The sequence below is a fragment of the Maridesulfovibrio ferrireducens genome (assembly GCF_900101105.1).
GTDB classification, from domain to species: Bacteria; Desulfobacterota; Desulfovibrionia; order Desulfovibrionales; family Desulfovibrionaceae; genus Maridesulfovibrio; species Maridesulfovibrio ferrireducens.
This window is the reverse complement of the sequence record NZ_FNGA01000001.1, coordinates 19,656-41,741: the sequence shown is the minus strand read 5'-3', so window position 1 is coordinate 41,741 and position 22,086 is coordinate 19,656. Positions and strand designations below refer to the sequence as shown.

Below are 22,086 nucleotides of genomic sequence, written 5' to 3'. Positions count from 1 at the left end.
TTTATATAGAGGGGTGGTAAATCACCCCTCTGTTTATTCAGTACCTAGAATAATATTAGGAAATCATTTCCACAAAGGCTTCAACTCTTGTTTTGAGCTGTTCCACATCTTCCATGCTGTAATCTGTTTCGATTGCGAGCATGGGCACATCCTTTTCTGCAAGAGCCTTTTCTACTTTGAATGCTTCATGAGTGTAGGGCTGGCAGAACATGAGTGAATAATGAATAACACCGTCTACGCCTGCCTCTTTGGCAAGCTCTTTAATGTTTTCCATGCGTTCGTTGTTGGGGGTGAAACAGGCACAGTCGATTTTCATATAACGATCGCATATCGCATCAATCATTTCTTCAACTGTTTCGCCTGATTCATCAACAAGATCTCGGCTGTTGCGTGTTCCGATGCAGGATTCCTCTGCAACAACGACTGCGCCGGAGCTTTCTATAATGTAAGGAAGTTTCCAGTTGGGGACAGCCATCGGGCAGCCTGAAAGCATAAGTCTGGGAGTATTTTCAGGGACGATGCCTTCGTTCTTTGCAATGCGCTCGTCAATCTGATCACACAGGGAGTTGATGGACGCAGTAAAACGAATTGGATCATCGTAAAAGCTGACTTGATTAATGAGCAGAACATCACGGCCCGAAATAGGTGTAGGCTTAGCAGCACGCAGTTTGTTGAGCCTTTGCAGAGCGCGTCTTTTCTCGTTAACAATTTTGATACCCTTTTTAAGGGATTCAGCCGTGACGGTTTTGCCTGTAAGTTTTTCAAGTTCATCTTTCAAACGCAGAACTTCAGATTTCCATAAAACTCTGTCACTTGCTTCTTTGCGCTGCGGCACTTCCATAATATGCATGGGAGCCATTTCGCCGAAAGCTTCGTATGCTTTTTTCTTTCCGTCACAGGTTGTTTCACCGATGATAAGGTCGCATGATTCGGTGTAAGGACAGATTTTCGCCATTTTGAAACCGATGAAAGACTTGATCAGTGCGCAGGTGTTACGGGGGACGACTGTTTCGGCGGCTTCAGTTCCAGCATCCGCTCCGGCGCAAAGCCCGACCTGAACAGCTTCAACCGCGAGAGAAAGTTCTTCGGGGACAAACACGCAGAAGGTGCCGATGATTTTTTTGCCTTCAGCTTTGGCATCCATCAGTTCCTTAATGCGGAGGCCATGCACTTCCGAAAGTACGAAGTCGAGGTATTCCATGCCCTGTAGGCGGCCTTGCTGGCTCATATAAATGTCACCGTAGAATTTACCAAGTACTTCAAGCAACCCTTCATGGGCCGCGACATCAAGGTTCAGATTTTCCCACATTTCTTTGTAAGCTGATTCTGACATGGTTGGTTCCCCCGTGAAAATTGTTTAAATTTCAATTTGATATAATCATTCGAAATAAAGGAGTTATGAGAATAGGACAAATTGATTTAAATAATCTTTGACGCGATTTGCTATTTGTCAGGCCAATAACTGTGAAGGTCGTTTGCTAGCCTTAATATGTTTATTCATATACTTCTGCCGCATATTAACCAAAGAGGGTGCAATTGAAGAAAGCGGAAGCAACGGCTTATGCTCGCGGTTTAATTCCTGAAAGGGAGTTTTGCGCTGCTTATATGGATCTGAGAAATTTGAGAGGAATTCTTCAAAAGAGTCCTGACAGCGCCGACTATGAAATAATAAAAGCTGTATGGGATGTGATTGTCGAGCAGAGATATTCAGGTCAGACCATGTCACGCCTTTTATATAGAGAGTGCTCCAAAGCCCTTGCGGCTGTGGGTGCTTCCTGCACAGATTCAGAACTTTCTTCACAGGCGCTCAGTCTTCAAGTTCAGGCAGCAAGTACCTGTTCCGAACATGCCTCAATAGAAGCTTCCGGCGGACTTGGCGTGTTGCCGTTTGAACTTGTTCTTCCAGAATCTCCAGCTAAATTTTCAGGCAGATCTCCGTCTATATCATGGAATGAGCTGCTGAAAGCCGGAGAAGTTACCGGCGAGCCCGTATTTTCAGGTCGCAGCGCTGTGATGGAATCTGCGGGTGATAACCAAATTTTTGCAGTCAAAATTGCGCGTGCGGGAGAATTTCCTGACGGTCTTCATCTTGAAGGTAAATGGATGGAAAAGCTTTTTGATGATGCGCAGTCCTGCTCAGTGCGCTTTGATTGTCCCCGTCCATTTTCTGTTTCGGGTCAGATCGTCTTTAAGATTACGGATCTGCCGGAAAACGGCCCTGCTAATCTGCACAAAGAAGGCTATGCAATGGCCTATCATGCTCACAGCGATTATTTTGTATACCCTAACGATGACAGGGAGGGCAGGCGCACGGGACAGCAGGATTTTTTAGAAATAATGTTCCGCAATTCATATATATTGGGCTGGCTCGCAGGCAGAGGAATTGTACACGACGCTCCCATTCCGTTGTTTCACAACAGAGTTCAGGCCATACGCCGCACAGACGAAGGCGTATACCAGTGGCATAGATTCGGGCGGCTTGATCGTTGGCTTGATTCCTGTCGATTCCCGAATTTCGGTCGTTCAGGGCTACGCGATTTTGAACATCTGCAAGTTATGAAACCCGGCTCAGATAAATTTTACAGGGCCGTCGGCGCCCATTTTATGAGTATATTGCTGGTTATCGGGAGCTGGTTCAGGGCGCAGAATCCCGAGCTTTGCGGGTTGGATGAAAATGATAAGCCTGTCGATGCGCGTGCCCTTTTTGATCCTGAATTTTTCGAAAAAGCAGTGATGTCCTGTTTCGAAGAGTATTATAGAGGTTTTACGGGAATAGAATTTCAGCACGAAATTGATTTGCATCCTGCTAAACTCGTAAAGTGCATGATTGATGAAATGGGTGTCGATCAGCATATGTTCGAGGTCATGCGGGTTGTTGATCAAGACATACTGGAAGATCAAGAGTTTCGTGATTATCTGCTGAAATATGGACTGGCACCTGAGAAAGTTGCAATAATTACGAAAGGTGAGGCTGATATTCCACTGGTAACAGGGCCGCATCTAGGTGATTTCAACGGGGCTATATCATTGCCCGAAATAATAGAATGGTCAGCAATGGCGGCAGGGTGTTGCATTGCTGCCAAGTCGCTTGGTAGTAGGTGGGTTGGTGCTAGGCTTGGTGTTGTGTAAGGAGTTATTTCCCGCCCCGCACTTCAAATAAAACAGAATCGGTCCGGCCCAGTGAATCCGTTACGGATATTTTATGTTTTCCCGCTTTAGCTTCTGTGAAAAGTTTTTGATTGAACTTGCCTTTATTTACCAGCCTTCCGTCTAGAAACCAGTGCAGCGTTCCGCTGTCGGCTTCTGCATTCGCTTTCAGTCCAATCTGCTGATATTTTAGAGGCGTTCCCTTTCTTAATAGATAGGGGGTGGTTGAGGCCGGTGAAATAATTCTCGGCGCATTACCTGCTGGAATTAAATCACAGTCGGGTGCAAGAGGCGGAAGGATCGGTACTTCCATGTTGTTTTCAGCCCGCCATCTGGCAAGTTGAGCCGGAAGTGTTCTGATAATTTTTCTTTCAAGCTTTTTACGGTCTAAACATTCACCGGAAAGACGGAATCCGCTTTTGGGATCTATGAAAATCTGTCTGCAATATTTGCAGGGGGTAAGCTGTGTTTTACCGGACAGGGTCTGCATGGTGATTCTTTCTGTACAGAAAGGACCGGGCAATTGATGACTGTGGGCGCAGACTTTTATTTCGGTTATTCCTGCTCCATCAGGCTGATGCGGAAGTTTACCGCCGGGGGATGCTGCGCGTAGCAAATCAAAAAGCAGCGGTCCCGCATGGGAAGCTCCTGATATCCCTTTGCGCGGTCTGCCGTCAGGATTTCCCACCCACACTCCTATTGCGTAATCACCGGAAATACCCAATGCCCACGCATCTCTATGCCCGAAGGATGTCCCTGTTTTCCATCCCGCTTCCGGCATGTCGTTTGTCAGCATCCATGTATCGTTCATTTCCGGTCTTGATACTTTTGAAAGCATTTGGAGCGTAATCCATGATGCTTCGGGTGAAAACAATTGTGAACTTATGTCATTTGTAGATGGCGTGATTTTGAAAGGACGATATTTTCCGCTATCAGCTAGGCTGGCATATAAATTTGTCAGTTCCGTGAGTTTTACTTCGCACCCGCCGAGGGCCAGCGGTAACCCGTATTCCATCGGATTTTTATTTAAGGTGGTCAGCCCGCCTTTTCTGAGCAGGTCTATAAAATCAGGAACGCCTGTTCGGGCTAATGTTTTTACTGCCGGAACATTAAGTGAACGGGCCAGCGCGTCACGCATTTCAACCTGTCCGCTCCATGTCTGGTTATAATTTTCAGGGGAATAGCCCGAATAATCTACAGGTATATCATATAAAAATGAAGCGGGTGCCATAAGTCCCTTATCCATTGCCAGTGCATAAAGAAAAGGTTTGAGAGTCGAACCGGGCGAGCGTTTGGTTTTAGCTAGATTAATCGCGCCGCCGTAACCTTTTTCGAGAAAATCAGCGGAACCGACCAGCGCGCGAATCTCCCGTGTGGGAATATGAATGATGACACACGCGGCGTTGTCGATATCATCATTGCGTAAACGGGAAACATGATTTTTAAGCCGTTCCTCCGCAGTCTGTTGCAAAACGTAATCTAAAGTCGTGATGATTTCAGGTGTTGAACCGCTCCGCTCAAGCGCCATGCGGCAAAAGTGAGGTGCTTTAAGTGGTACGGGGCGTATTGCGGTTGGAAGAGGAACTTTTTTATTTCGTTCAACTTCTGCGGTGGGGAAAACACCGTGCTTTTCCAGTTGATCCATTACATGATTACGGCCCTGTTTAGACTGTTCAGGATGTCTGATTGGATCATAATAAGCAGGTCCACGGGGTAGAGTGGTTAGTAATGCCGATTGTGCAAGTGAAAGAGTAGATGGATCATGTCCGAAGTAGAAATGCGAGGCTGCCGCAACTCCTTCGATATTACCTCCATAAGGAAGCATGTTCAGATATATTTCGAGAAGTTCATCGTTTGAGTGATGTAATTTAAGCTGTATTGCTCTGAACGATTCTGTCAGTTTGGACGACATTGTACGTGATTTCGGTTCCGCCATACGTGCAATCTGCATGGGGATAGTAGATGCGCCGGAAACAATGCGTCCTTCTTTTATATTAGAAACCGCCGCTCGCAGAGCTGAGATTGGATTAACGCCCGGATGATATTTAAAGAGTCCATCTTCCGAAGCGATGAGCGAGCGTATCAAAACCGGTGAAATTGTTGAAATGTCCGTGTGCATCCGCCGCGCTCCGTCCGAAGGCAGAAAAATACGCAGGGGTTTATGATCCCGATCATAAACAACCGTAGCGGTTGCGGGATGGAGTTTATGCTCAGGGAAAGGAAAAATTATATCCAAAGCAAAAAAGGCGGCAAAGCAAAAAGCAATGCCGCCAAGAATAATCATTAATTTTTTATGTCTGTTCAACTTATCGCCAACCAAAGACTTTAGTTACAACGCCTAATTTATCAAGTTCATCAAATCCCTAAACTAATAAAAAGTTTTGGGATTCTTAAACCCTTTTCCAAAAGGGTTTAAGCCGCCGGAGGCATCATTCTTCTTCTTCTTTCTATTTCCCAATTACCATTTCCCCGATATCGGTAGCACCAGCCACTTCAGGATCATACATAGCTTCGACCTGTGCCGGAGGGATTTTAAATTCTCCACGAGTCACGGCCCTTAGTAAGGTTACTTGTTCGACTTTACCTTTTTTAGGAATATCGGTGAACACGAGCACTCTGTCGTCTCTGATGTCAACGTGGTCGGGACGAACATTACCTTTTTCTATCCAAGGTAGATCTTCGCGTGTGGCAAGCTTGGTGTTTTCAGGCTCAAGACCGGACGGAAGCAAGCATTGAATAACCGCATTTGATACGGCTTTGCCTGTGCTTGTTACAACGGTTCGCATTGCTACGAGCTGTCCCTGTTTGATTTCTTCGGGATTTAAAGGTTCGCCTTCGCGGGTCAGGAATTCGTGTTTGATTTCCAGTCCGTGTGAAAAAGGCTTCCAGTTGGTGACTAGGGGCACTGCGCGTGAATTTATGGTCCATACGGCTGTTCCCGCTGTCGGCGCGGAATTCAGTTCAATTGAGAGCGAAGCGTCACCGTGAACCGTCACAACTGTGGTTGAGTTGCTGTCGAATTTGGCAAGCTCTTTGCCGTTGCTCATAATCCGTCCTGAAGGGATGGGCTCAGCCTTTGTCTGACCGAAGAATGAACCTAACGCCATGAAACCCAGTGCGTTGTCCTGCGTAACATCTTTTTTGTTGTCAGCCATGAGGTCGGACAGCTTTTGAATCATTTTGGGTATGGAATCGTCTGTTTTGTCTGACGCCATGCGGACAAGTGTTTCAAGTGCGAGATCGCGTGTTTCGGAACTGAAAACATTGTCTTTGTCAGTTTTTGAAATCGGAGCAGGTCTGGTTGATAAAAGCTGTGTGTATGCTTTCATGTCGCCTGTTGCGGCAAAAGCTCCGCCGAGCAGGGTCAGTGAAAGTTCATCGAGTTTGTCGGTTTTTTGTTCACGTAAATAATTCATGGGGCCGTGCATAGGCTTACCGCATCTTGCCAGAACATAGAGTGCATAGCTGGGTAATCTGAATGATGCGTTATCTTTTATATTTCCTGCTACATTTGAAACGTAGCCCAGTGCTGAGTTTAACAGCAGAGTATCTACCTGATAACCGGAAATCCCGGCTTCGTAGAGGAAATGAAGTGCGTAAACAGAGGTCCATTTCTCAGCCTTGCGTCCGTCGGGCCACATGGAAAAGCCGCCGTCTCCGGTCTGCATCATGGAAAGTCTGCTGAGCGAGGACTGCACCATGTATTGCGGAGAATTTTTATCAAAACTTTCGGGTGAAAGTTCACGGGCCAGTTCGGGTAATTTCAGCAGAGGGAAAGCCCCTGATACTATTTGTTCAGTACAGGAATAAGGGTAGCGAAGGAGATAATCCAGTTTTCCTGCCATGCGGATCATGGGCTGATTACCGATGGTCAGAGTTCGGCTTATGGTTGAATTCATCATCCCTTCAAATTCAGCGGGAAATGAAGTTTCCTTGTCTTTTAAAAATCCTGATTCACTGCTGCGTTGAACTGGCAGGGCAGGACGTATATTCATATCAATTGTTTCTTCGGCTTTTTCTTTGTTGCCTTCTGCTGTGACGGTAAAGGTTGCTTTACCTATATCTTTGCCTGTTTGTGTTTTGAAGAAGGCAGTGCTTTGTCTGTCTTTGATTACTATCAATGGTTCAAAACTCATTTCAGTCTGGAAAGCGCCGGATGATTTTACAGCGACAGTGAAATTGCCGTCAGCAGGAGTGTCGTTGCGGACACTTACCGGAATATCGAAGATTTCGTCAGGAGCAAGGAACCTAGGCAGAGTCGGTGTCACCATGAGCGGTGAGCGAACTGTCATCAGGTTCGATGAAGAACCGAATTTTTTACCGTCGGTAACAACAGCCATGATTCTTAAGGCTCCATTGAAGCTTGGAATTTCAACGTCAAAAGACGCGTTTCCGTTCTTATCGGCTGTGATTACGCCGGACCAGAATGTCACAGGCTTAACTCTTCTAATCGACCCACTACCTGCAAATTGTTTCATCATGGCAAGAGCCGCGCCACCACCTGCGGGAGAATTGTTGATCGGACCTGAATCGGGCATGAGCATTCCGAAAGTGTCCGACCATCTGACTCCGAGCGCTCTTTTTGCGTAGAAGTAGTTAAAAGGATTAGGAGTTTTTTGTCCGGTAAGTCTGAGTATCCCTTCGTCTACTGCCGCAATGGTCAGTTTTGCTCCGGGAGTGGTTTTCACTTTAAATGTAACCGTCTTTTCAGGACGGGTCGTTTCAGGGGAATCTATGGATACTGGAAGTCTGTTCGACTGCCTGTTTACGAAAATAGGCACAGCCCCCACCGCGCGTGCGGATGCTCCCGGTTCGATATCATTGATAGACCTGATCAAGGTAGCAGTGACATATGCGTTAGGGCTTAATCCTTTTTGAACCGGAACGGATATGGTTGCTGTGTTTCCTTTTATAGTCAGAGTTTTCATCCAGCGGACAGAGCGATCTTCAATAGTAATAAGCATACGCCCTGAGAACGGTGTGCGTATCTGGAATTTTGCTGTTTCTCCGGCTTTGTAATCGCCTTTTCGGGTCGGGATTATATCCAGCCGTGAAGGGTTTTCCAGCGCCCATGGAGAATAACCCCATCCTCCGCAGAAAAAGTTTGCCTGTGCGGAAACACCGGACTCGGGATCGCTGAGTATCACGCGATAGCTTCCGAATTCGGAGGGAGTCACTTTAAATGATCCTAACGCTTTCGAAGGTGATATTTTGCGTGTTTCAATCAATTGCGGATCGCGTTCGGTAACATATTTGAAACCGCCGGACGGAGTGGTACGGATGATAGTTTGCCAGCGATCTCTATAAAGAGTCATGATCAGCTTGGCGGCTACGGTTTTCTCGCCTGCCGGAGTAAGCGTCACGTAGTCTAGTTTGACCTTTTCGTTTTGCTCATATCCTTGTTTGGTGAGTGTTTTTAAACCGGGATAGAATTTAGAAATATTAACGGGTTCAGTTTTTGTTGCCGTAACTCCGCGTCCGCCTGTTTCACTGATTCTTGCGGTGACCCTCGCCTGTAAGGCTGAGTCTGATTTTAAGTTTTCAGGGATAAGGACGGAGAAAGAATATTTGCCTGTTTCATCAAGTTTCTCATCGGAAACCATGATTTCGCGCGGCTTAAAGGAGCTTGAATCCGTGTTGAAACGGAACTGTTTGTATCCGTCGGGTTTGAATTCAGACGGTTCAAGAGATACTCGCGCTGTTACCGGAAGATTCTCTGCCGGAGGTCCGAAAAGATATCTGCCCTCAACTTCAAATCCTAGATTTTCACCCGGAGATGGGGTCTTGGATGTGATTATTTCAGCCGCGATTCTGTCCGGCATAAAATCTTCAACCGAGTAACGATAGTTGCCGATATTTTCGTTGCCTGCCAGAATTTTTACAGAGAAATGTCCGGTTGGTGAGTAATCCGGAATTTCTCTTTTAAATTCAACCATGCCCTGACTATCAGTGGAGGCTGTTTTACGGAAAAGCTCTCTTCCGCGCTGATCTGTGTAAACCAGAACAACGGGCATTTTGCTTGAGGGCGCAAGCTTTTCATTTCTTATAACTGCCACGCCTTTAACGGTTTCACCGGGGCGGTACAGATTTCTTTCGCCGTATGAAAAAGCGGTGAAACCTTTCGGAGAAAGTCTTTGTCCTGCTACATCAAGTCCCGCCATGTCTGTAGCAAAGCGGTCTAAAAGTAGAAAAGTCATATCATTTTTGAGTGTTACAATAACCATGTAGGGATTGCCTACATCGCGGCGGAAAGCATCCTTTTTGATGATGAGCATGCCGCGTTTACTGGTGGTTCCGGTTGCCATCACCTGATTCCGGTCGCTTATAACCTGCACTTTCGCGTCGAGGACCGGTTTAAGATTCGAAATTGAAGATACCCAGAACAGTGTTTCATCTTCGCCTTGTTTCGCCACAATTCCGAGGTCTGTGATCATTACCCAGCGCTGGGCTTTTTGTCCTTGGCGGGGAATCCCGGCACTGACTCTGTATAACCCCTTTCCGCCTTCAGCTATAAAGCTTTGCAGGGATAGTGGAGTGATTGTTTTTTTATTCGGCTTGCCTTTAACATCAATTCTGCCGGAGAAAATTTTATTACCGAGAGCAGGAGATATTCCGCCGCCGTAGGTTGTTGAATCAAAGGCCATGTATCCGTAATGGGTGAACAACGAAAATAAGTTGTTGGGGAAAACCCGGTCGACTTCTACATCAACATGTTTGGCGTTTACTGTTTCAACACCCAGAGTTTTGTATCCGGATTCTGACAGGAACATCCCGTTGGCAGTGAAGTCAGCAAAAGGTGTGATGTCTGGAATATTTACTTCTGCAATGACTTCTTCTTCAAGCACTGCGCTGTCAGCGGCGGTAAGTCCCTTTTTCAGAGTAATTTTATATTTTTTGCCGGGCAGAAATGAGCCGGATAGGATTAATTTTTTGCCGGATGAAGAGGCTGAGACAGAAACATCGGGCTTAATTGAAATCATTTCCAGCCCTTGTGTCGGAATTACCGGACTTGAAAAGCCCAGTTCGACTCTTGAACCTGAAATGGTACTTGCTCCGCTATATCCATTATATTTCAGGACTGGGTCAAAGACGATTTCAATATTTTTTTCGTAGTCCTTACCTAGTACCATGCTGTCTTTACCGTCAGGCATATCTTTAGCAATTTTGAGAGTATAGGTTTTCTTGTCGGTAGTTTTTTCAATCGGAGAACTGACAAAGCGTTGATAATAGTCATCATAATTGGTGGTGATGCTTATAGGAATATCTTTGCCGTCAGGTCCGGTCAGGGAAATGTTTTTCAGGGTGTTTTCAGGGTTCACATAACTGCTGAAAGAAATATTTCCTTCGATCCTGACCTGTTTGCCCGGACCGGGGACTGGCTCAGCTTGTAAATTGGTTTCAGTGACGGAGAAACTGCCTGTTTGAACTGAAAAAGAGGTTTCTCCGGTGAGCGATTGACCTTTAAGCAGTAAATTATCAGGCTGCATCTCAATTGTGAACCGTGTATCGGGCGCAAATGAAGGATCTGCCTTAAATCGCAGGCCATAAGGATTAATCCATCTCCATTCACCTTTTACTTCGGGAGTAATTTGTGCCGGGGGATTTATTAATGCCGCAGAAACTCCCAGCGGTCCGATGGGTTTGTCAAAAGCAATGAGTAGTTGTGAGTATCCCTGACTGTCGAGGCTGACATCAGTAATGATTACCCCGTCACCTGCGCTCATTCGCTCTGAAATGGATTCATGTTTGTTTTTGAGTAGAGCGGATGCCTGAATAATGCATAGCATCAGCAGCATTCCGATTATGATATTCTTTTTATCTCTGAAAGGTGACGGTCCTCTGTCCATGGGGTAATCCTCATCATATATATATAGCGTTTATTTCTTTGTTCTCAGCGACTGAGGCATAGTGCCATTTTTTTTCTATATAGTCATCGTAAGATGGAACTTTACTTATCGAATAAAAAGGAGATGTTCAGTGCTGAGGACTATTAATAAGTTTACTTGCGAAATAGCTTAAATACAGGGTATGAGATAGTTGTTTTTAGGCGCCATTGTAATAACTGCCTTGTAGTTATTAGTGGTTTGTAAATATTCAGAAGGGGGCCCTCGTGGAAAATCATAATATTGCGATTGTCGGATTGGGGCGAGTCGGGGCGGTTTTTTTGGAGAAGGTTTTAAATAATGACGGAGCTCTTAAAATAAAAAGCGTTTGCGAGTTGACTGAGACAGCCGGTAAACGGTTGGCGCTTGAGAAGGGCGTTCCGGTTGGTTGTATTGATGACATCGTTAAACTGGGTGTTGAAATCGATGTTATTTTTGATTTTACCGGGGATGAAAAGGTCGCTGAGATTTTGCGCAGAAAGCTGGCAGAATCGGGAAATAATTACACTCAGGTTGCACAGAAAAGGCTTGCAAGGCTGGTCTGGGCTCTTATCTCCGAGGATGAATGTTTGCCGGAAGTTAGATCTACAAAGTCTCAGTCATATGCAGATATGCTTTTGTCTCAGCAGGAATAATTTTTTGTATTAAGGCTTTCACTGGTTGGTGAAGATTGGAAGGGTTACAGTGAACCTTGTTCCTTCTCCGGGGTTGGAGTCTGCGGTGATAGTTCCGCCATGGTTATGTGTAATGATGAAATATGAAACAGATAGACCCAGCCCGGTTCCTGCTCCGGGAGCTTTGGAAGAGTAGAAGGGTTCAAATATCCTTTTTAAATATTTGTCAGAAAGTCCCGGACCGTTGTCTTCGATCTCAATGCGAACTGAATTTTTATCCATAGATGTACGAATTGTGATTGTTGGAATTTCTGAGGTTTTGTAGTTTTCGGATAAAGCCTGTGCAGCATTTTTTATCAGATTTAATATGACCTGACTGATTTCCATCTCAGTGAAATTGAAGAGCGGAAGAGGATTATATTCTCTTATAAGATTAATTTTTTTGAAGTCATATTGTTTTTTTAGATCGTAGTCGTTAGCGGCCAGTGACAGAGCATTTTCAATTACTGTTTCAATATTACCCAATACCTTAGCCGAATTACTTTTGCGGCTGAAATCCAGCATGGATCGGATAATTGTTGCCGCGCGGATTCCTGCTTCCTGAATGTTTGACAGGTAATAGTTTATTCCGCGTTTTTCCATGTAATGCTGAAGCTTGACGAGATCTATACCACATTCTTCGGCTACAGGACTATTACCGGGAAGTTCCGGTGAAGTCCTGCGGATAATATTCTGGGTAACTTGAAGAATAACGCCGAGCGGATTGTTTATTTCATGAGCCATGCCTGCTGCAAGGCCCCCGACAGACATCATTTTCTCCGTTTGGATCATAATTTCCTGCATTTTCTTACGCTCGGTAATATCTCGCATAACAATCAGAAGCCGTTTTTTTCCGCCGATGGTTGCAACCCTTGCGAGGTTGTCAGTCCAGAATGGTTCTCCGTTATTGTCTTTTACCATCCACTCGAAGTGAACGGCCTCACCAAGCAGGGCTTTCTTGAATAATTCTATCGCATATTTATTATCATATGGAGGAGTGTTAAAGCTGATTGCTTCCGGGCCCATTCCGATAGCCTGCATTCTTTCAAGTCCGAAGAAGTCAAGAAAAGCCTGATTTATATCAATAAATACACGCAGTTCAATGTCTAGAACGCCGATAGCGTCTTTAGTCGCGTTGAATATTTCGCGGTAAGTAATTTCAGATTTTAACAGATCTTTTCGAGCAGCTTCTCTACTGTCGATCATTTTATTGGCAAGGACAGCCATTTGGTCAAATTCTTTAAATGCTATCTTTGATTGATCAATTTTAACTGGTGAATCAGTTCCTTTGCGGAAAAAACTTTCAAAAGAATTGAAATTGTTTGTTAAAACTTGTTTGAATTTTTCAGTAAAAAAAATAACGGCAAGTGAAAGTAGAAAAAACAGTACACATACCGCTGAAATTTGTAGCAGAAGTTTTTCAAAGAGCTCTTCTTTTTTTGCTTTGAGATTTTGTTCGATCAGAGAAATGTCTGATCCGGACCCAAGGTACCAGTTCCAATCAGTGACGGGCAGGCAATAGCTGATTTTTCGTACTTGATTATAACTCGGATCTATAGACGGAACAGTGTAGTTTAAGAAACCACCTCCCGACTTTGCCATGCTAATTAGTTTTTGTGTAATTTCAGCACCCTTGGAGTTTTTGACTTTGAGAATGTTTTGACCTTTTTTCGGACCTAGAAGGACAAGCCCATCGTAGGTTGCTCCAAAAAAATATTCATCCTTATTTATGTGCATCTGACTGATCCGTTTAAGAACTTCAGTCTGAGTTGCTTGTTTAATTGAATTTGAATTTTGTCCAGCTCCGATAATCCAGTTGAAGGGTTCGAAGTATTTTATGTATGTAATTTTTTGATAAGATTTCCCTGTTTTATCCGGTTTTCGTGAAAGAAACTCAATAAATCCTTCTTTTTGTAATCTGGCGAGTTCAATTGTTTCTTTGATGATAGCCCGTCCGTCCGGGGCTAGTCGTGGCAGCACATTTGTTCGTTCTAATTCAGGCTGGTCGGATGACATGATTTGCATTCCATCCATGCTCAATACAAATATGTGATCGTTGTTGTTGTTATGAATAAGAAAACGTAATGCCTCGATGATCACACCTTTTAGCTCGTCTTCTTTCATGGAATTTTTATATGTTTTATATAAGTGAAGGGCTACTTTATGTGCTTCTAATAATTCTGCTTTGATTGAGTTTTTTGCAATTGTCCGGGCTTTGCTTTTACTGAAATTTATGTAGTCTTCAATTCTCCTCATCTTTGTTTTCAGTGTTGTTTTGACGTTGCCCATAAGAGCTTCTTCGGTCTGGATATTTTCATCATGATAATCTGAAATCATGAAATAAAAGATGATTCCACCAAATATAAGAATTGATGAAATACAAAATGTAAATATATAGCGGGCTAGGGTTGAGACAATACTCTTCATAAAAATACCGACTAAAAATTATATCTGAAGTTTATAAGAGGAAGTTGTCCAAGTGACGGGGTAAATTTGTAGTCTCTCAAACAATGTTTTCTAATTAAATCTGTTATCACTCTGTACTCAATGATACAAGAACGGATTTGAATATTGGGACTACAGTTATTAATAACCGACAGAAAACTTATCCCCGAAGGTGAATCAGGAGAATTTTTCTTTTAATTTTGAGTAGTTTTCCATGTAAACCTCTCTTGCTGCGCTTGTCTTCTCTTATGCTTTTTTTCACGACCTGTGGTTGGTAAATCAAAACTCTTCGTAAAATGTCGACATTTAGATATCTTATCTATCTAATTTAATTGTATTATTTTTTATAGACTAATAATAGTTTGTGAAATTTTGAATTAGGTGCTTGACAAGATTGGTGGGAATCCATAGACCTAATTAACGAAGTGTCAAATGTCTAATGTCGACATTCGCCAGTCAGCATGATGTCGATAAACCCGAATGGAATGATTATTCCAACTGGAGAATTGTAAAAATGAGTAACAAGAAAGCAATCGAAACAAGCAACGCCCCCGGTGCTATCGGTCCCTATTCTCAGGGAGTTGTAGCCGGTAATCTGTTGTTTGCATCAGGACAGCTTCCCATTAATCCCGAAACGGGCAAAATGGTTGAAGGAAGCATTGAAGACCGTGCGCATCAGGTTTTTAAAAACCTTTGTGCAATTGTCGAAGCCGCAGGCGGTAATGCTGACGGTGTAGTTAAAACAACTGTTTTTTTGACAGATTTAGCAGATTTTCAGGCTGTTAATGCTGTTTACAGCGAATATTTCAAAGCACCATTTCCTGCCAGAAGCGCAATTCAGGTTGCGGGTCTTCCTCTTGGTTCTGACATTGAAATGGAAGCCATCATCAGTCTCTAATTTTTAAAATCTCAACTCCTTAAGAAGGAAAAAATCATGAATCTCGCAAAATTCCCTAGACGTGGTTACTTACAGGGCCCTACTCCTCTCGAAGCTCTTCCAGCGTTCTCTAAAGCTCTTGGCGGAAAAGTAAATATTTTCATCAAGCGTGATGATTTGCTTCCAGGCTGCGCAGGCGGTAACAAAACTCGTAAGCTCGACTTTTGTATTGCTGACGCTCTTGAAAACGGTGCTGACACAATCATTACTTGTGGAGCTGTTCAGTCCAACCATTGTCGTTTGACTCTTTCATGGGCTGTTAAAGAAGGTATGGATTGTCACCTTATTCTGGAAGAACGCGTGAAGGGAACTTATTCTCCTCAGGCTTCCGGTAATAACTTTCTTTTCCAGATCATGGGCGTGAAGAGCATTGATGTTGTTTCCGGTGGTTCTGATATGATGGCTAAAATGAAAGAACTTGCTGCTAAACTTGAAGCAGAAGGTAAAAAGCCTTACATCATCCCCGGTGGCGCTTCAAACACAATCGGTGCTACCGGTTATGTTGCTTGTGCTGAAGAAACAATGCAGCAGCTTTTCGAACTCGGCCTTAATATTGATCACATGGTTGTTCCAAGTGGTAGCGCAGGAACTCATGCAGGTATGGTCGTAGGTATGGTCGGTTGTAACGCTAACATTCCTGTAAGCGGTATCAACGTAAGCCGTCCTAAAGATGTTCAGGAAGGAATTGTTCATAAGCTTGCTGTAGAAACTGCTGAGCGCGTTGGCGTTAAAGGTGGAATCCCAGCAGAAGCAATAACTTGTTTTGATAGTTATGTCGGACCTGGTTACTCACTTCCTACTGACAGCATGGTAGAAGCAGTTAAACTGCTTGCTTCCACTGAAGGCATTCTTCTTGACCCTGTATATTCCGGTAAAGCTATGGCTGGTCTTATTGATCTCGTACGCAAAGGGCATTTCCCTGAAGGTTCTAATGTTATGTTTTTACATACCGGCGGATCACCTGCGCTTTACGCATACCTTGATACATTCAGAGACTAATTACATAATGACCCGTACTTCTTTTAAGTGCGGGTCTTTTTTATAAAACCTGGAGGGAGCGAGAGTGTAAATTCTCTCTCTGAATTTTAAAAAAAAATTAGGAGTATTAGAACATGTCCAGAATCCAAACATTGATTTTAGCGCTTGTCATGGTTGTCGCCATGGGTGTTTCTTCTGCAATCGCAGGACCAACTGTAATCAAATTAGCTCATCCCAACGTTCCCCAGCATCCAATGGGACAGGGCTTTGAAAAATTTAAAGAACTTGTTGAAAAACGTACCAACGGTGAATTCCGTGTAGATATTTATGACAGTTCTAAATTTGGTAACTTTGACAGCGTTGTTCAGGGCTTACAGTTCAATATGTTGCAGATGGGTTCTGCAGCAACTCCTAATCTCGCTCCATTTTCAGATGAATTCCTGATTTTTGACCTTCCATTCCTGTTCCCTGATTATGCTGCAGCAGACAAAATTACTGACGGACCTGTCGGTATGAACGCAGCAAAAGCCCTTGAAAAGAGCGGTATTATCGGTCTTGGATATATCGAAATCGGTTTCCGTAACATTTGGAACAACAAACGTACCGTAAAGACTCTTGAAGATGCAAAAGGCTTGAAAATTCGTTCCACTCCTTCCAAAGCTCATATCGCAACTCTTAAAGCTCTGGGCATGAATCCTACACCTATTTCATGGGGTGAAGTTTACACAGCTTTGCAGCAGAAGACAGTTGATGGTATCGACATTGACCTCAATCTCGCATGGCACAACAACTTCCCTGAAGTTAACAACAACCTCACAATTGTTAACAGCCTCTACAGTCCTCACCTTGTTATGATGTCCAAACGTTTCATGGACAGCCTTTCTCCTGAAAACAAGAAAATCATTCTTGATTCATTTGAAGAAAGTAAATTGTATGAGCGTAAACTTATCCGTGACGGAGAAAAGGAAATCATAGGCAAACTCGCCGCTAAAGGTGTAACTGTTTATACTCTGACTCCTGAAGAACGTGCACGCTGGGCAAAAGCAACTGCCGGTGTATACGCACAGTTTCAAGATCGTATCGGCAAGGACTTGATTAATAAAGCCAAAGCAACCATCGCTGGCGAATAAATTCCTGTACAGGCTGCCGGGAAAACCCGGCAGCCCGCTTAACGAGGAGTGTCCCCGTGAGTTTTATGAAATTAAAATATCTTGATAAAATAGAAGAAATTTTTTCTTCGAGCTGTCTGGCTGTAATGGCCTTGATTATCGCAGTTCAGGTCTTTCAACGTTATGTCCTCCAGAGTTCTCTGGATTGGTCCGAAGAACTTGCCCGCTATCTTTTCATTTGGTCTGTGTATGTCGGGTGCAGTTATGCCACACAAGCTGACAGACATCTCGAAGTTACTATTCTTCGTAACATGTTCGGTCCGGCCGTAGCTAAATACATAACAATCGTCGCTTATATTTTCACAATTCTTTTCTGTGGATGTATAGCTGTCTGGGGGATGCAGATGGTTCTGTTCCTTGCTGAAACCGGACAGAAAACGCCTGCTCTCGAAATTCAAATGTACTGGATTTTCCTCAGCGTACCGGTTGGACTGGGCCTCATGGCTATAAGAACAGTTCAGCGTGTAATTTCAATTTTAAAAGGCGAAGTAGATTTCGCTGCCATGTCCTGCAAATAGAAGGTAATCAATATGGAGACTGCAATAATCCTGACTTTCGTGGCCTTGGCTGCGTTTCTACTCCTCAGTGTTCCTATCGGCATAGCTATTGGAATGAGTGTTATAGTAGGTGTATGGGCGGGCGATATGCTGCCTTACGAATTTATTATCCAGAAGATGGTGACATCTCTTGATGTATTCCCTTTAATGGCTGTCCCGTTCTTTATTATGGCCGGGGAGATCATGCAAAAGGGGAGTATGGCGCAACGGTTGCTTACAGTTTCTAAGAAACTCGTAGGGCATATGACCGGCGGCATGGCTCATATTTCTGTGTTGACAAGTATGTTTTACGGAGCATTATCCGGATCTGCTCCTGCAACAGTTGCGGCAGTTGGTGGGATCATGGTCCCTTCAATGATTAAAGAAGGATACAGTAGATCCTTTTCTACAGCCGTAAACACCGCAGCGGGTTGTCTCGGGGTAATGATTCCTCCAAGTGTTCCACTTATTATTTATGGAACTACTGCGGGAGTCTCCGTTGGTGATTTGTTTATTGCCGGAGTTGTTCCGGGGGTTTTCGTCGGAGTTTGCTTGATGATATGCAGTTATGTCATTTCAAAGAAGCACGGCTACACGGGAACTGGCGACCGGGCCGGTTTTAAAGAAATCATGGTTGCTTCAAAAGAAGCTCTTGTTGCTCTGATGGTTCCTCTTATTGTTCTCGGTGGGATTTACGGTGGATTAACCACCCCCACAGAGGCCGGAGTTATTGCTGTCCTTTATGCTTTCATTGCTGAAGGCATATTCCTGAGAACTCTTTCATGGCGTAAAGTTGCTGAAATCTTCAAAGGAACTGCTCTGACTACATCCTCTATCTTTCTTGTTGTCGCGACAGCTACCGCTCTTGGACAGATTCTGCTTTTCTATAATGTTCCAGAGATGCTGGTAGAAATTCTTGTAGGTATTTCTGATAATAAGTATGTATTGATTCCGATCATCCTTGTTTTCCTGCTCATTATGGGAACATTTATGGATGCTCTTGCAAATATTCTGATCCTTACACCTCTTCTTTTACCGGTGGTTAAGGTTCTGGGTATGAACCCGATTCATTTCGGTATTATTATGATCGTATGTTCATCCATGGGATTTTTGACTCCCCCTGTAGGTGTAAACCTGTTTGTCGGATGCAGTATCGGTAATATCAGTATTGAAAAGCTCAGTGCGGCAGTTATGCCTTTCCTTTTCACAATGGTTCTGGCACTGCTTGCAATCGTATTCATTCCTCAGTTATCCCTGTGGCTTCCCGGACTTTAGTAGTAAAGAATCTCACTGTCTGCATATGCAGGCAGTGAGAACTTTTTTTAGGAGCAGTTCATAATGAAAGTAACTAAATCAGTTTCAAAAAAGAGTATTATAGGTATTTCAGGTCATGCCGGAGCCGGACATGTGCATAGCCATTGCGGCTTTGTTCAGGATGATTCGGCTGGTTTTGCTGTGGCAACTGAAATTCTTAAAAAGGCTTTTCCCGCAAGAACCACAATATCCTCCGTTTCTGCGGATCTTTATTCTGGTGAAATAACTGTAGTCACTGACGGCGGTGGAGTTGGAAAAGCTACAGCCCGGCGTGGTTTTACTCCTTATGAAATTGAGTTGCTGGACAGAGGTGAAGGGCTTGATGCTGTTTACAGTCAAACTGCTGCTTTTAAAGTTTTCGGTAGAATTTACGGACAGGGAATTCTTGAAGCTCCTGTAGCTTTGCAGACAGCGTGCTGTCTCGCCGTTATGGATACTTTCGAAAAACAGTTCCCCGGTGAACTTGTATACGGTCTTGAAGACATGCCTAATAAAAATGGTGGTTGTTTCGGGGCTTGTGTTGAAATTGAAGGAATTCCTGTTTCTGTGATGGCTTTGGTTAATAGCAGTGACGGTGGCGTGGGGCCGGATGAAGATCTGGAAGGGAATATCATGCTTGGTGATAAAGGGCGTGCTATGAAAGATCTTGGCCTTGATGTTGTCCCCACAATTGTTCTTGAAAGCAAAGCTTATGTCCCGTCTCTGTGTCAGGGAATCGATCATGACAGACTCTGGGTTCGCATTAATAAAGATTCAGACAACGTTTATGTTTATGAAGCCCTCTTGAAGGCACTTGAAAAAACAAAATTTCCTTATATAAATTCAGATACTGCATACCCTAGAGGGACCGGTGAATTAAAAGATGCGGTTGAAACGTTGGGAGAGCGTATCTCTCAAATAGGCTCGAATTTTAGTAAGACAAAGACTTCCGCAGAAAAAGTTGCTCTCATTGCCGAACTGGCCCTTCTTGTCAGTCAGGATGCCGGGGGAGTAACTTTTATGAGTTCTCATATGCATGATCAGGTCGGAGGTGGCGGAATTATGCCTGGAATGTGTGCGGTTTTGTCGATGACCGTCTCTGAAGCATACATCCGTAAATGGAAAATCCCTGCATTTGTACCTGCCGATTCTGTTAAATTTTTACAAGTTATCAGCGAAGCATTGCCTGTTCTTGCAACGAACATCCATGAAGCAACTGAACAGCTCAATGAACGTTTTTCATTTAATAAGGATGATCATGAATTTTTGTTCGGCTCAAAAACGGTTCGGAGCTGAAGTTTATGAAAATCTTCGCTCAGTACCGAACAGGCCGACAATAGGTCTGTTTGATTCAGGAGTCGGCGGGTTGTCGGTTCTTAAAGAACTTGTTAACCAACTACCTGAATTTAATTATATTTATCTAGGCGATACAGCTAGACTTCCATACGGTAACAGAAGTCCTGAAACTATTATCGATTTTTCAATGCAGGCTGCTCGTTTTCTGATTTCTCAAGAGGCTGAATCCGTAGTGATTGCATGCAACACCGCCTCGTCTGTAGCTCTCCACACTGTGAAAGATTCTTTTCCCGGAGTCTCCGTTACAGGGATGGTTGTTGCGGGTGCCCGGGCGGCAGTTTCTAAATCCCGGGGCGGTAGCATTGCGGTGATCGGGACTACTTGTACTGTTACCGCGAAAGCATATGAGAGAGCTGTTGCAGCTTTAGACGCGACTATAGAAGTTAAATCAGCCGCTTGTCCTTTTCTGGTTTTACTTGCAGAGGAAGGATGGACTGATGATGAAATCGCTTATATGTCGGTAAAAAGATATATTTCTCCACTGCTTGAAAGCTTTGGCGGAATTATGCCGGATAGTCTTATTTTGGGTTGTACTCATTTTACTCAATTTAAAGAGTTGATTCAAAAGATAGTAGGACCGCAGACAGTTCTTATCGATCCTGCTGAAAGTCTTGCTGTTGAGTTGAAAGGGCTGTTTAAGATACCTGATCCACATGCTCCTGATGATAAAGGAACCATTTCTTTTTATGCAACGGATGCCCTGAGCCGCTTTGCCCGTGTTGGGGGAAAGTTTCTCGGAACTGATATTTCGGCCGAATCTGTCGGCAGAGTTAATCTCGACAACCAATGAACTTACCTGTAAAGATATGAACAATAATTATTCAAATATTTCATCCGTTGCCCGTGATCCTTTCAGTTCAGAGGAAGATATGATCGGTATAAAAAAATTGACCTATAGTGAACAGGTTGCTGAGTATATCAAGCGTCTGATCCTTGAAGGTGAACTTTCGCCCGGAGATCAGGTCAAAGAAGTAGTTCTTTCCAAAACTCTGGGTATCAGCCGCGCTCCGATTCGTGAAGCAATGCAAATGCTTTCTCGAGAAGGGCTTATTTGTTTTGAGCCGCAAAAAGGTAAATATGTTGCAGCGCTGACAGCAAAACAGATAGAAGACAGCTATTTTACCGGTGGCGTTCTTGAAGCAGCCGCTGTAACTCAGGCTATATCTCTGTATTCTGATGAAGACCTAAGTAACCTTAAAGAGGTTGTAGAAGGGATGCGGCAGATTGCAGAGACTGGTGAGAACGAAAAATCTTTAGCTGAACTCGATAACGCTTTTCACAATATTTTATTTTCGCGTATCAATAATGAACTGCTGATCGAGTTGTGCAGACGTTCATGTCAGGGAATCTCAAAATTTCTTCTATATCGCTACTGGGTAAATCTGTTTACACCTCAAGAAGTGTATGAGCGGCATAATTTAATATTCGAGGCGCTTGAGTCTAAAAAATCTTCCAGACTTGAGAAGGCAATAAGAAAGCATTATATTGATTCAGGTAAAAGAATGGCTCGGCATGGAGTTGATCGGCAGGAATAGATTTTTTTAGTGGTTATTTCGTCAGATTGAGCAAAAAACAGTGCAAACAAGAAAAAGGACTTAGATTTTTATCTAAGTCCTTTTTTTGTGGTGTAACCGAGCCCTCTTCTTTGCATGTTCAATATCTATTTATACTGTCGAAAACGACTCCAGA

At 43.8% G+C, this 22,086-nt stretch carries 14 protein-coding genes; 10 read left to right on the top strand and 4 right to left on the bottom strand.

Annotation, left to right across the window (positions count from 1 at the left end):
* Window positions 1-55: 55 nt before the first annotated feature.
* Window positions 56-1,333 (bottom strand): double-cubane-cluster-containing anaerobic reductase, encoded by a 1,278-nt coding sequence (locus BLT41_RS00140; protein ID WP_092157100.1) that lies wholly within the window; start codon window positions 1,331-1,333, stop codon window positions 56-58.
* A gap of 203 nt (window positions 1,334-1,536) precedes the next feature.
* Between BLT41_RS00140 and BLT41_RS00135 the strand changes: the two genes are divergently transcribed.
* Complete coding sequence (locus tag BLT41_RS00135) at window positions 1,537-3,129, top strand: SidJ-related pseudokinase (RefSeq protein WP_092157099.1); 1,593 nt, start codon at window positions 1,537-1,539, stop codon at window positions 3,127-3,129.
* Window positions 3,130-3,133: 4 nt separating this feature from the next.
* On the opposite strand, the gene pbpC is transcribed toward BLT41_RS00135, so the two are convergent.
* Together pbpC and BLT41_RS00125 are read right to left on the bottom strand one after the other, a co-directional pair.
* On the bottom strand, window positions 3,134-5,452 hold the full coding sequence (gene pbpC, locus BLT41_RS00130) for a penicillin-binding protein 1C (RefSeq protein WP_092157098.1): 2,319 nt from the start codon (window positions 5,450-5,452) through the stop codon (window positions 3,134-3,136).
* Between the two features lie 142 nt (window positions 5,453-5,594).
* Window positions 5,595-10,994: an alpha-2-macroglobulin family protein gene (locus BLT41_RS00125; RefSeq protein ID WP_092157097.1), complete on the bottom strand. Its 5,400-nt coding sequence runs from the start codon at window positions 10,992-10,994 to the stop codon at window positions 5,595-5,597.
* Between the two features lie 263 nt (window positions 10,995-11,257).
* Here BLT41_RS00125 and BLT41_RS00120 point away from each other — a divergent pair, with 263 nt between their 5' ends.
* Window positions 11,258-11,665, top strand: a complete 408-nt coding sequence (locus tag BLT41_RS00120) for a Gfo/Idh/MocA family oxidoreductase (protein WP_092157096.1) — start codon at window positions 11,258-11,260, stop codon at window positions 11,663-11,665.
* Window positions 11,666-11,683: 18 nt separating this feature from the next.
* Here BLT41_RS00120 and BLT41_RS00115 read toward each other — a convergent pair whose 3' ends face one another.
* Window positions 11,684-14,020 carry a cache domain-containing protein gene (locus BLT41_RS00115; RefSeq protein ID WP_244512155.1) on the bottom strand — a complete coding sequence of 779 codons (2,337 nt, stop codon included), beginning with the start codon at window positions 14,018-14,020 and terminating at the stop codon, window positions 11,684-11,686.
* Between the two features lie 622 nt (window positions 14,021-14,642).
* Here BLT41_RS00115 and BLT41_RS00110 point away from each other — a divergent pair.
* From BLT41_RS00110 to BLT41_RS00075, 8 genes are all read left to right on the top strand, one after another.
* Window positions 14,643-15,026, top strand: a complete 384-nt coding sequence (locus tag BLT41_RS00110) for a RidA family protein (RefSeq protein WP_092157094.1) — start codon at window positions 14,643-14,645, stop codon at window positions 15,024-15,026.
* Between the two features lie 36 nt (window positions 15,027-15,062).
* Entirely contained in the window at window positions 15,063-16,064 is a 1,002-nt protein-coding gene (cuyA, locus tag BLT41_RS00105; RefSeq protein WP_092157093.1) for a D-cysteate sulfo-lyase, read from the top strand.
* Between the two features lie 113 nt (window positions 16,065-16,177).
* Entirely contained in the window at window positions 16,178-17,173 is a 996-nt protein-coding gene (locus tag BLT41_RS00100; protein ID WP_092157090.1) for a TRAP transporter substrate-binding protein, read from the top strand.
* A 65-nt stretch (window positions 17,174-17,238) separates the two neighbouring features.
* On the top strand, window positions 17,239-17,730 hold the full coding sequence (locus BLT41_RS00095) for a TRAP transporter small permease (RefSeq protein WP_092158746.1): 492 nt from the start codon (window positions 17,239-17,241) through the stop codon (window positions 17,728-17,730).
* 12 nt (window positions 17,731-17,742) lie between these two features.
* The gene (locus tag BLT41_RS00090) at window positions 17,743-19,023 is read left to right on the top strand and encodes a TRAP transporter large permease (RefSeq protein ID WP_092157088.1); all 1,281 of its coding nucleotides are present in this window, start codon (window positions 17,743-17,745) and stop codon (window positions 19,021-19,023) included.
* 63 nt (window positions 19,024-19,086) lie between these two features.
* Window positions 19,087-20,337, top strand: coding sequence for a hypothetical protein (locus BLT41_RS00085; protein WP_092157087.1), 1,251 nt, complete (start codon window positions 19,087-19,089; stop codon window positions 20,335-20,337).
* The gene (murI, locus tag BLT41_RS00080; protein ID WP_170830274.1) at window positions 20,300-21,187 is read left to right on the top strand and encodes a glutamate racemase; all 888 of its coding nucleotides are present in this window, start codon (window positions 20,300-20,302) and stop codon (window positions 21,185-21,187) included. Before BLT41_RS00085 ends, murI begins: the two co-directional genes overlap by 38 nt.
* Before the next feature lie 16 nt (window positions 21,188-21,203).
* Window positions 21,204-21,932, top strand: coding sequence for a GntR family transcriptional regulator (locus tag BLT41_RS00075; RefSeq protein ID WP_244512154.1), 729 nt, complete (start codon window positions 21,204-21,206; stop codon window positions 21,930-21,932).
* Window positions 21,933-22,086: the final 154 nt, after the last annotated feature.

What these genes read in the sequence shown, in the direction of transcription:
- BLT41_RS00140 (WP_092157100.1), bottom strand. Translation starts at nt 1,333, where the DNA reads ATGTCAGAATCAGCTTACAAAGAAATGTGGGAAAATCTGAACCTTGAT.
- BLT41_RS00125 (WP_092157097.1), bottom strand. Translation starts at nt 10,994, where the DNA reads ATGGACAGAGGACCGTCACCTTTCAGAGATAAAAAGAATATCATAATC.
- BLT41_RS00115 (WP_244512155.1), bottom strand. Translation starts at nt 14,020, where the DNA reads ATGATTTCAGATTATCATGATGAAAATATCCAGACCGAAGAAGCTCTT.
- BLT41_RS00110 (WP_092157094.1), top strand. Translation starts at nt 14,643, where the DNA reads ATGAGTAACAAGAAAGCAATCGAAACAAGCAACGCCCCCGGTGCTATC.
- cuyA (WP_092157093.1), top strand. Translation starts at nt 15,063, where the DNA reads ATGAATCTCGCAAAATTCCCTAGACGTGGTTACTTACAGGGCCCTACT.
- BLT41_RS00100 (WP_092157090.1), top strand. Translation starts at nt 16,178, where the DNA reads ATGTCCAGAATCCAAACATTGATTTTAGCGCTTGTCATGGTTGTCGCC.
- BLT41_RS00095 (WP_092158746.1), top strand. Translation starts at nt 17,239, where the DNA reads ATGAAATTAAAATATCTTGATAAAATAGAAGAAATTTTTTCTTCGAGC.
- BLT41_RS00090 (WP_092157088.1), top strand. Translation starts at nt 17,743, where the DNA reads ATGGAGACTGCAATAATCCTGACTTTCGTGGCCTTGGCTGCGTTTCTA.
- BLT41_RS00085 (WP_092157087.1), top strand. Translation starts at nt 19,087, where the DNA reads ATGAAAGTAACTAAATCAGTTTCAAAAAAGAGTATTATAGGTATTTCA.
- murI (WP_170830274.1), top strand. Translation starts at nt 20,300, where the DNA reads ATGAATTTTTGTTCGGCTCAAAAACGGTTCGGAGCTGAAGTTTATGAA.
- BLT41_RS00075 (WP_244512154.1), top strand. Translation starts at nt 21,204, where the DNA reads ATGAACAATAATTATTCAAATATTTCATCCGTTGCCCGTGATCCTTTC.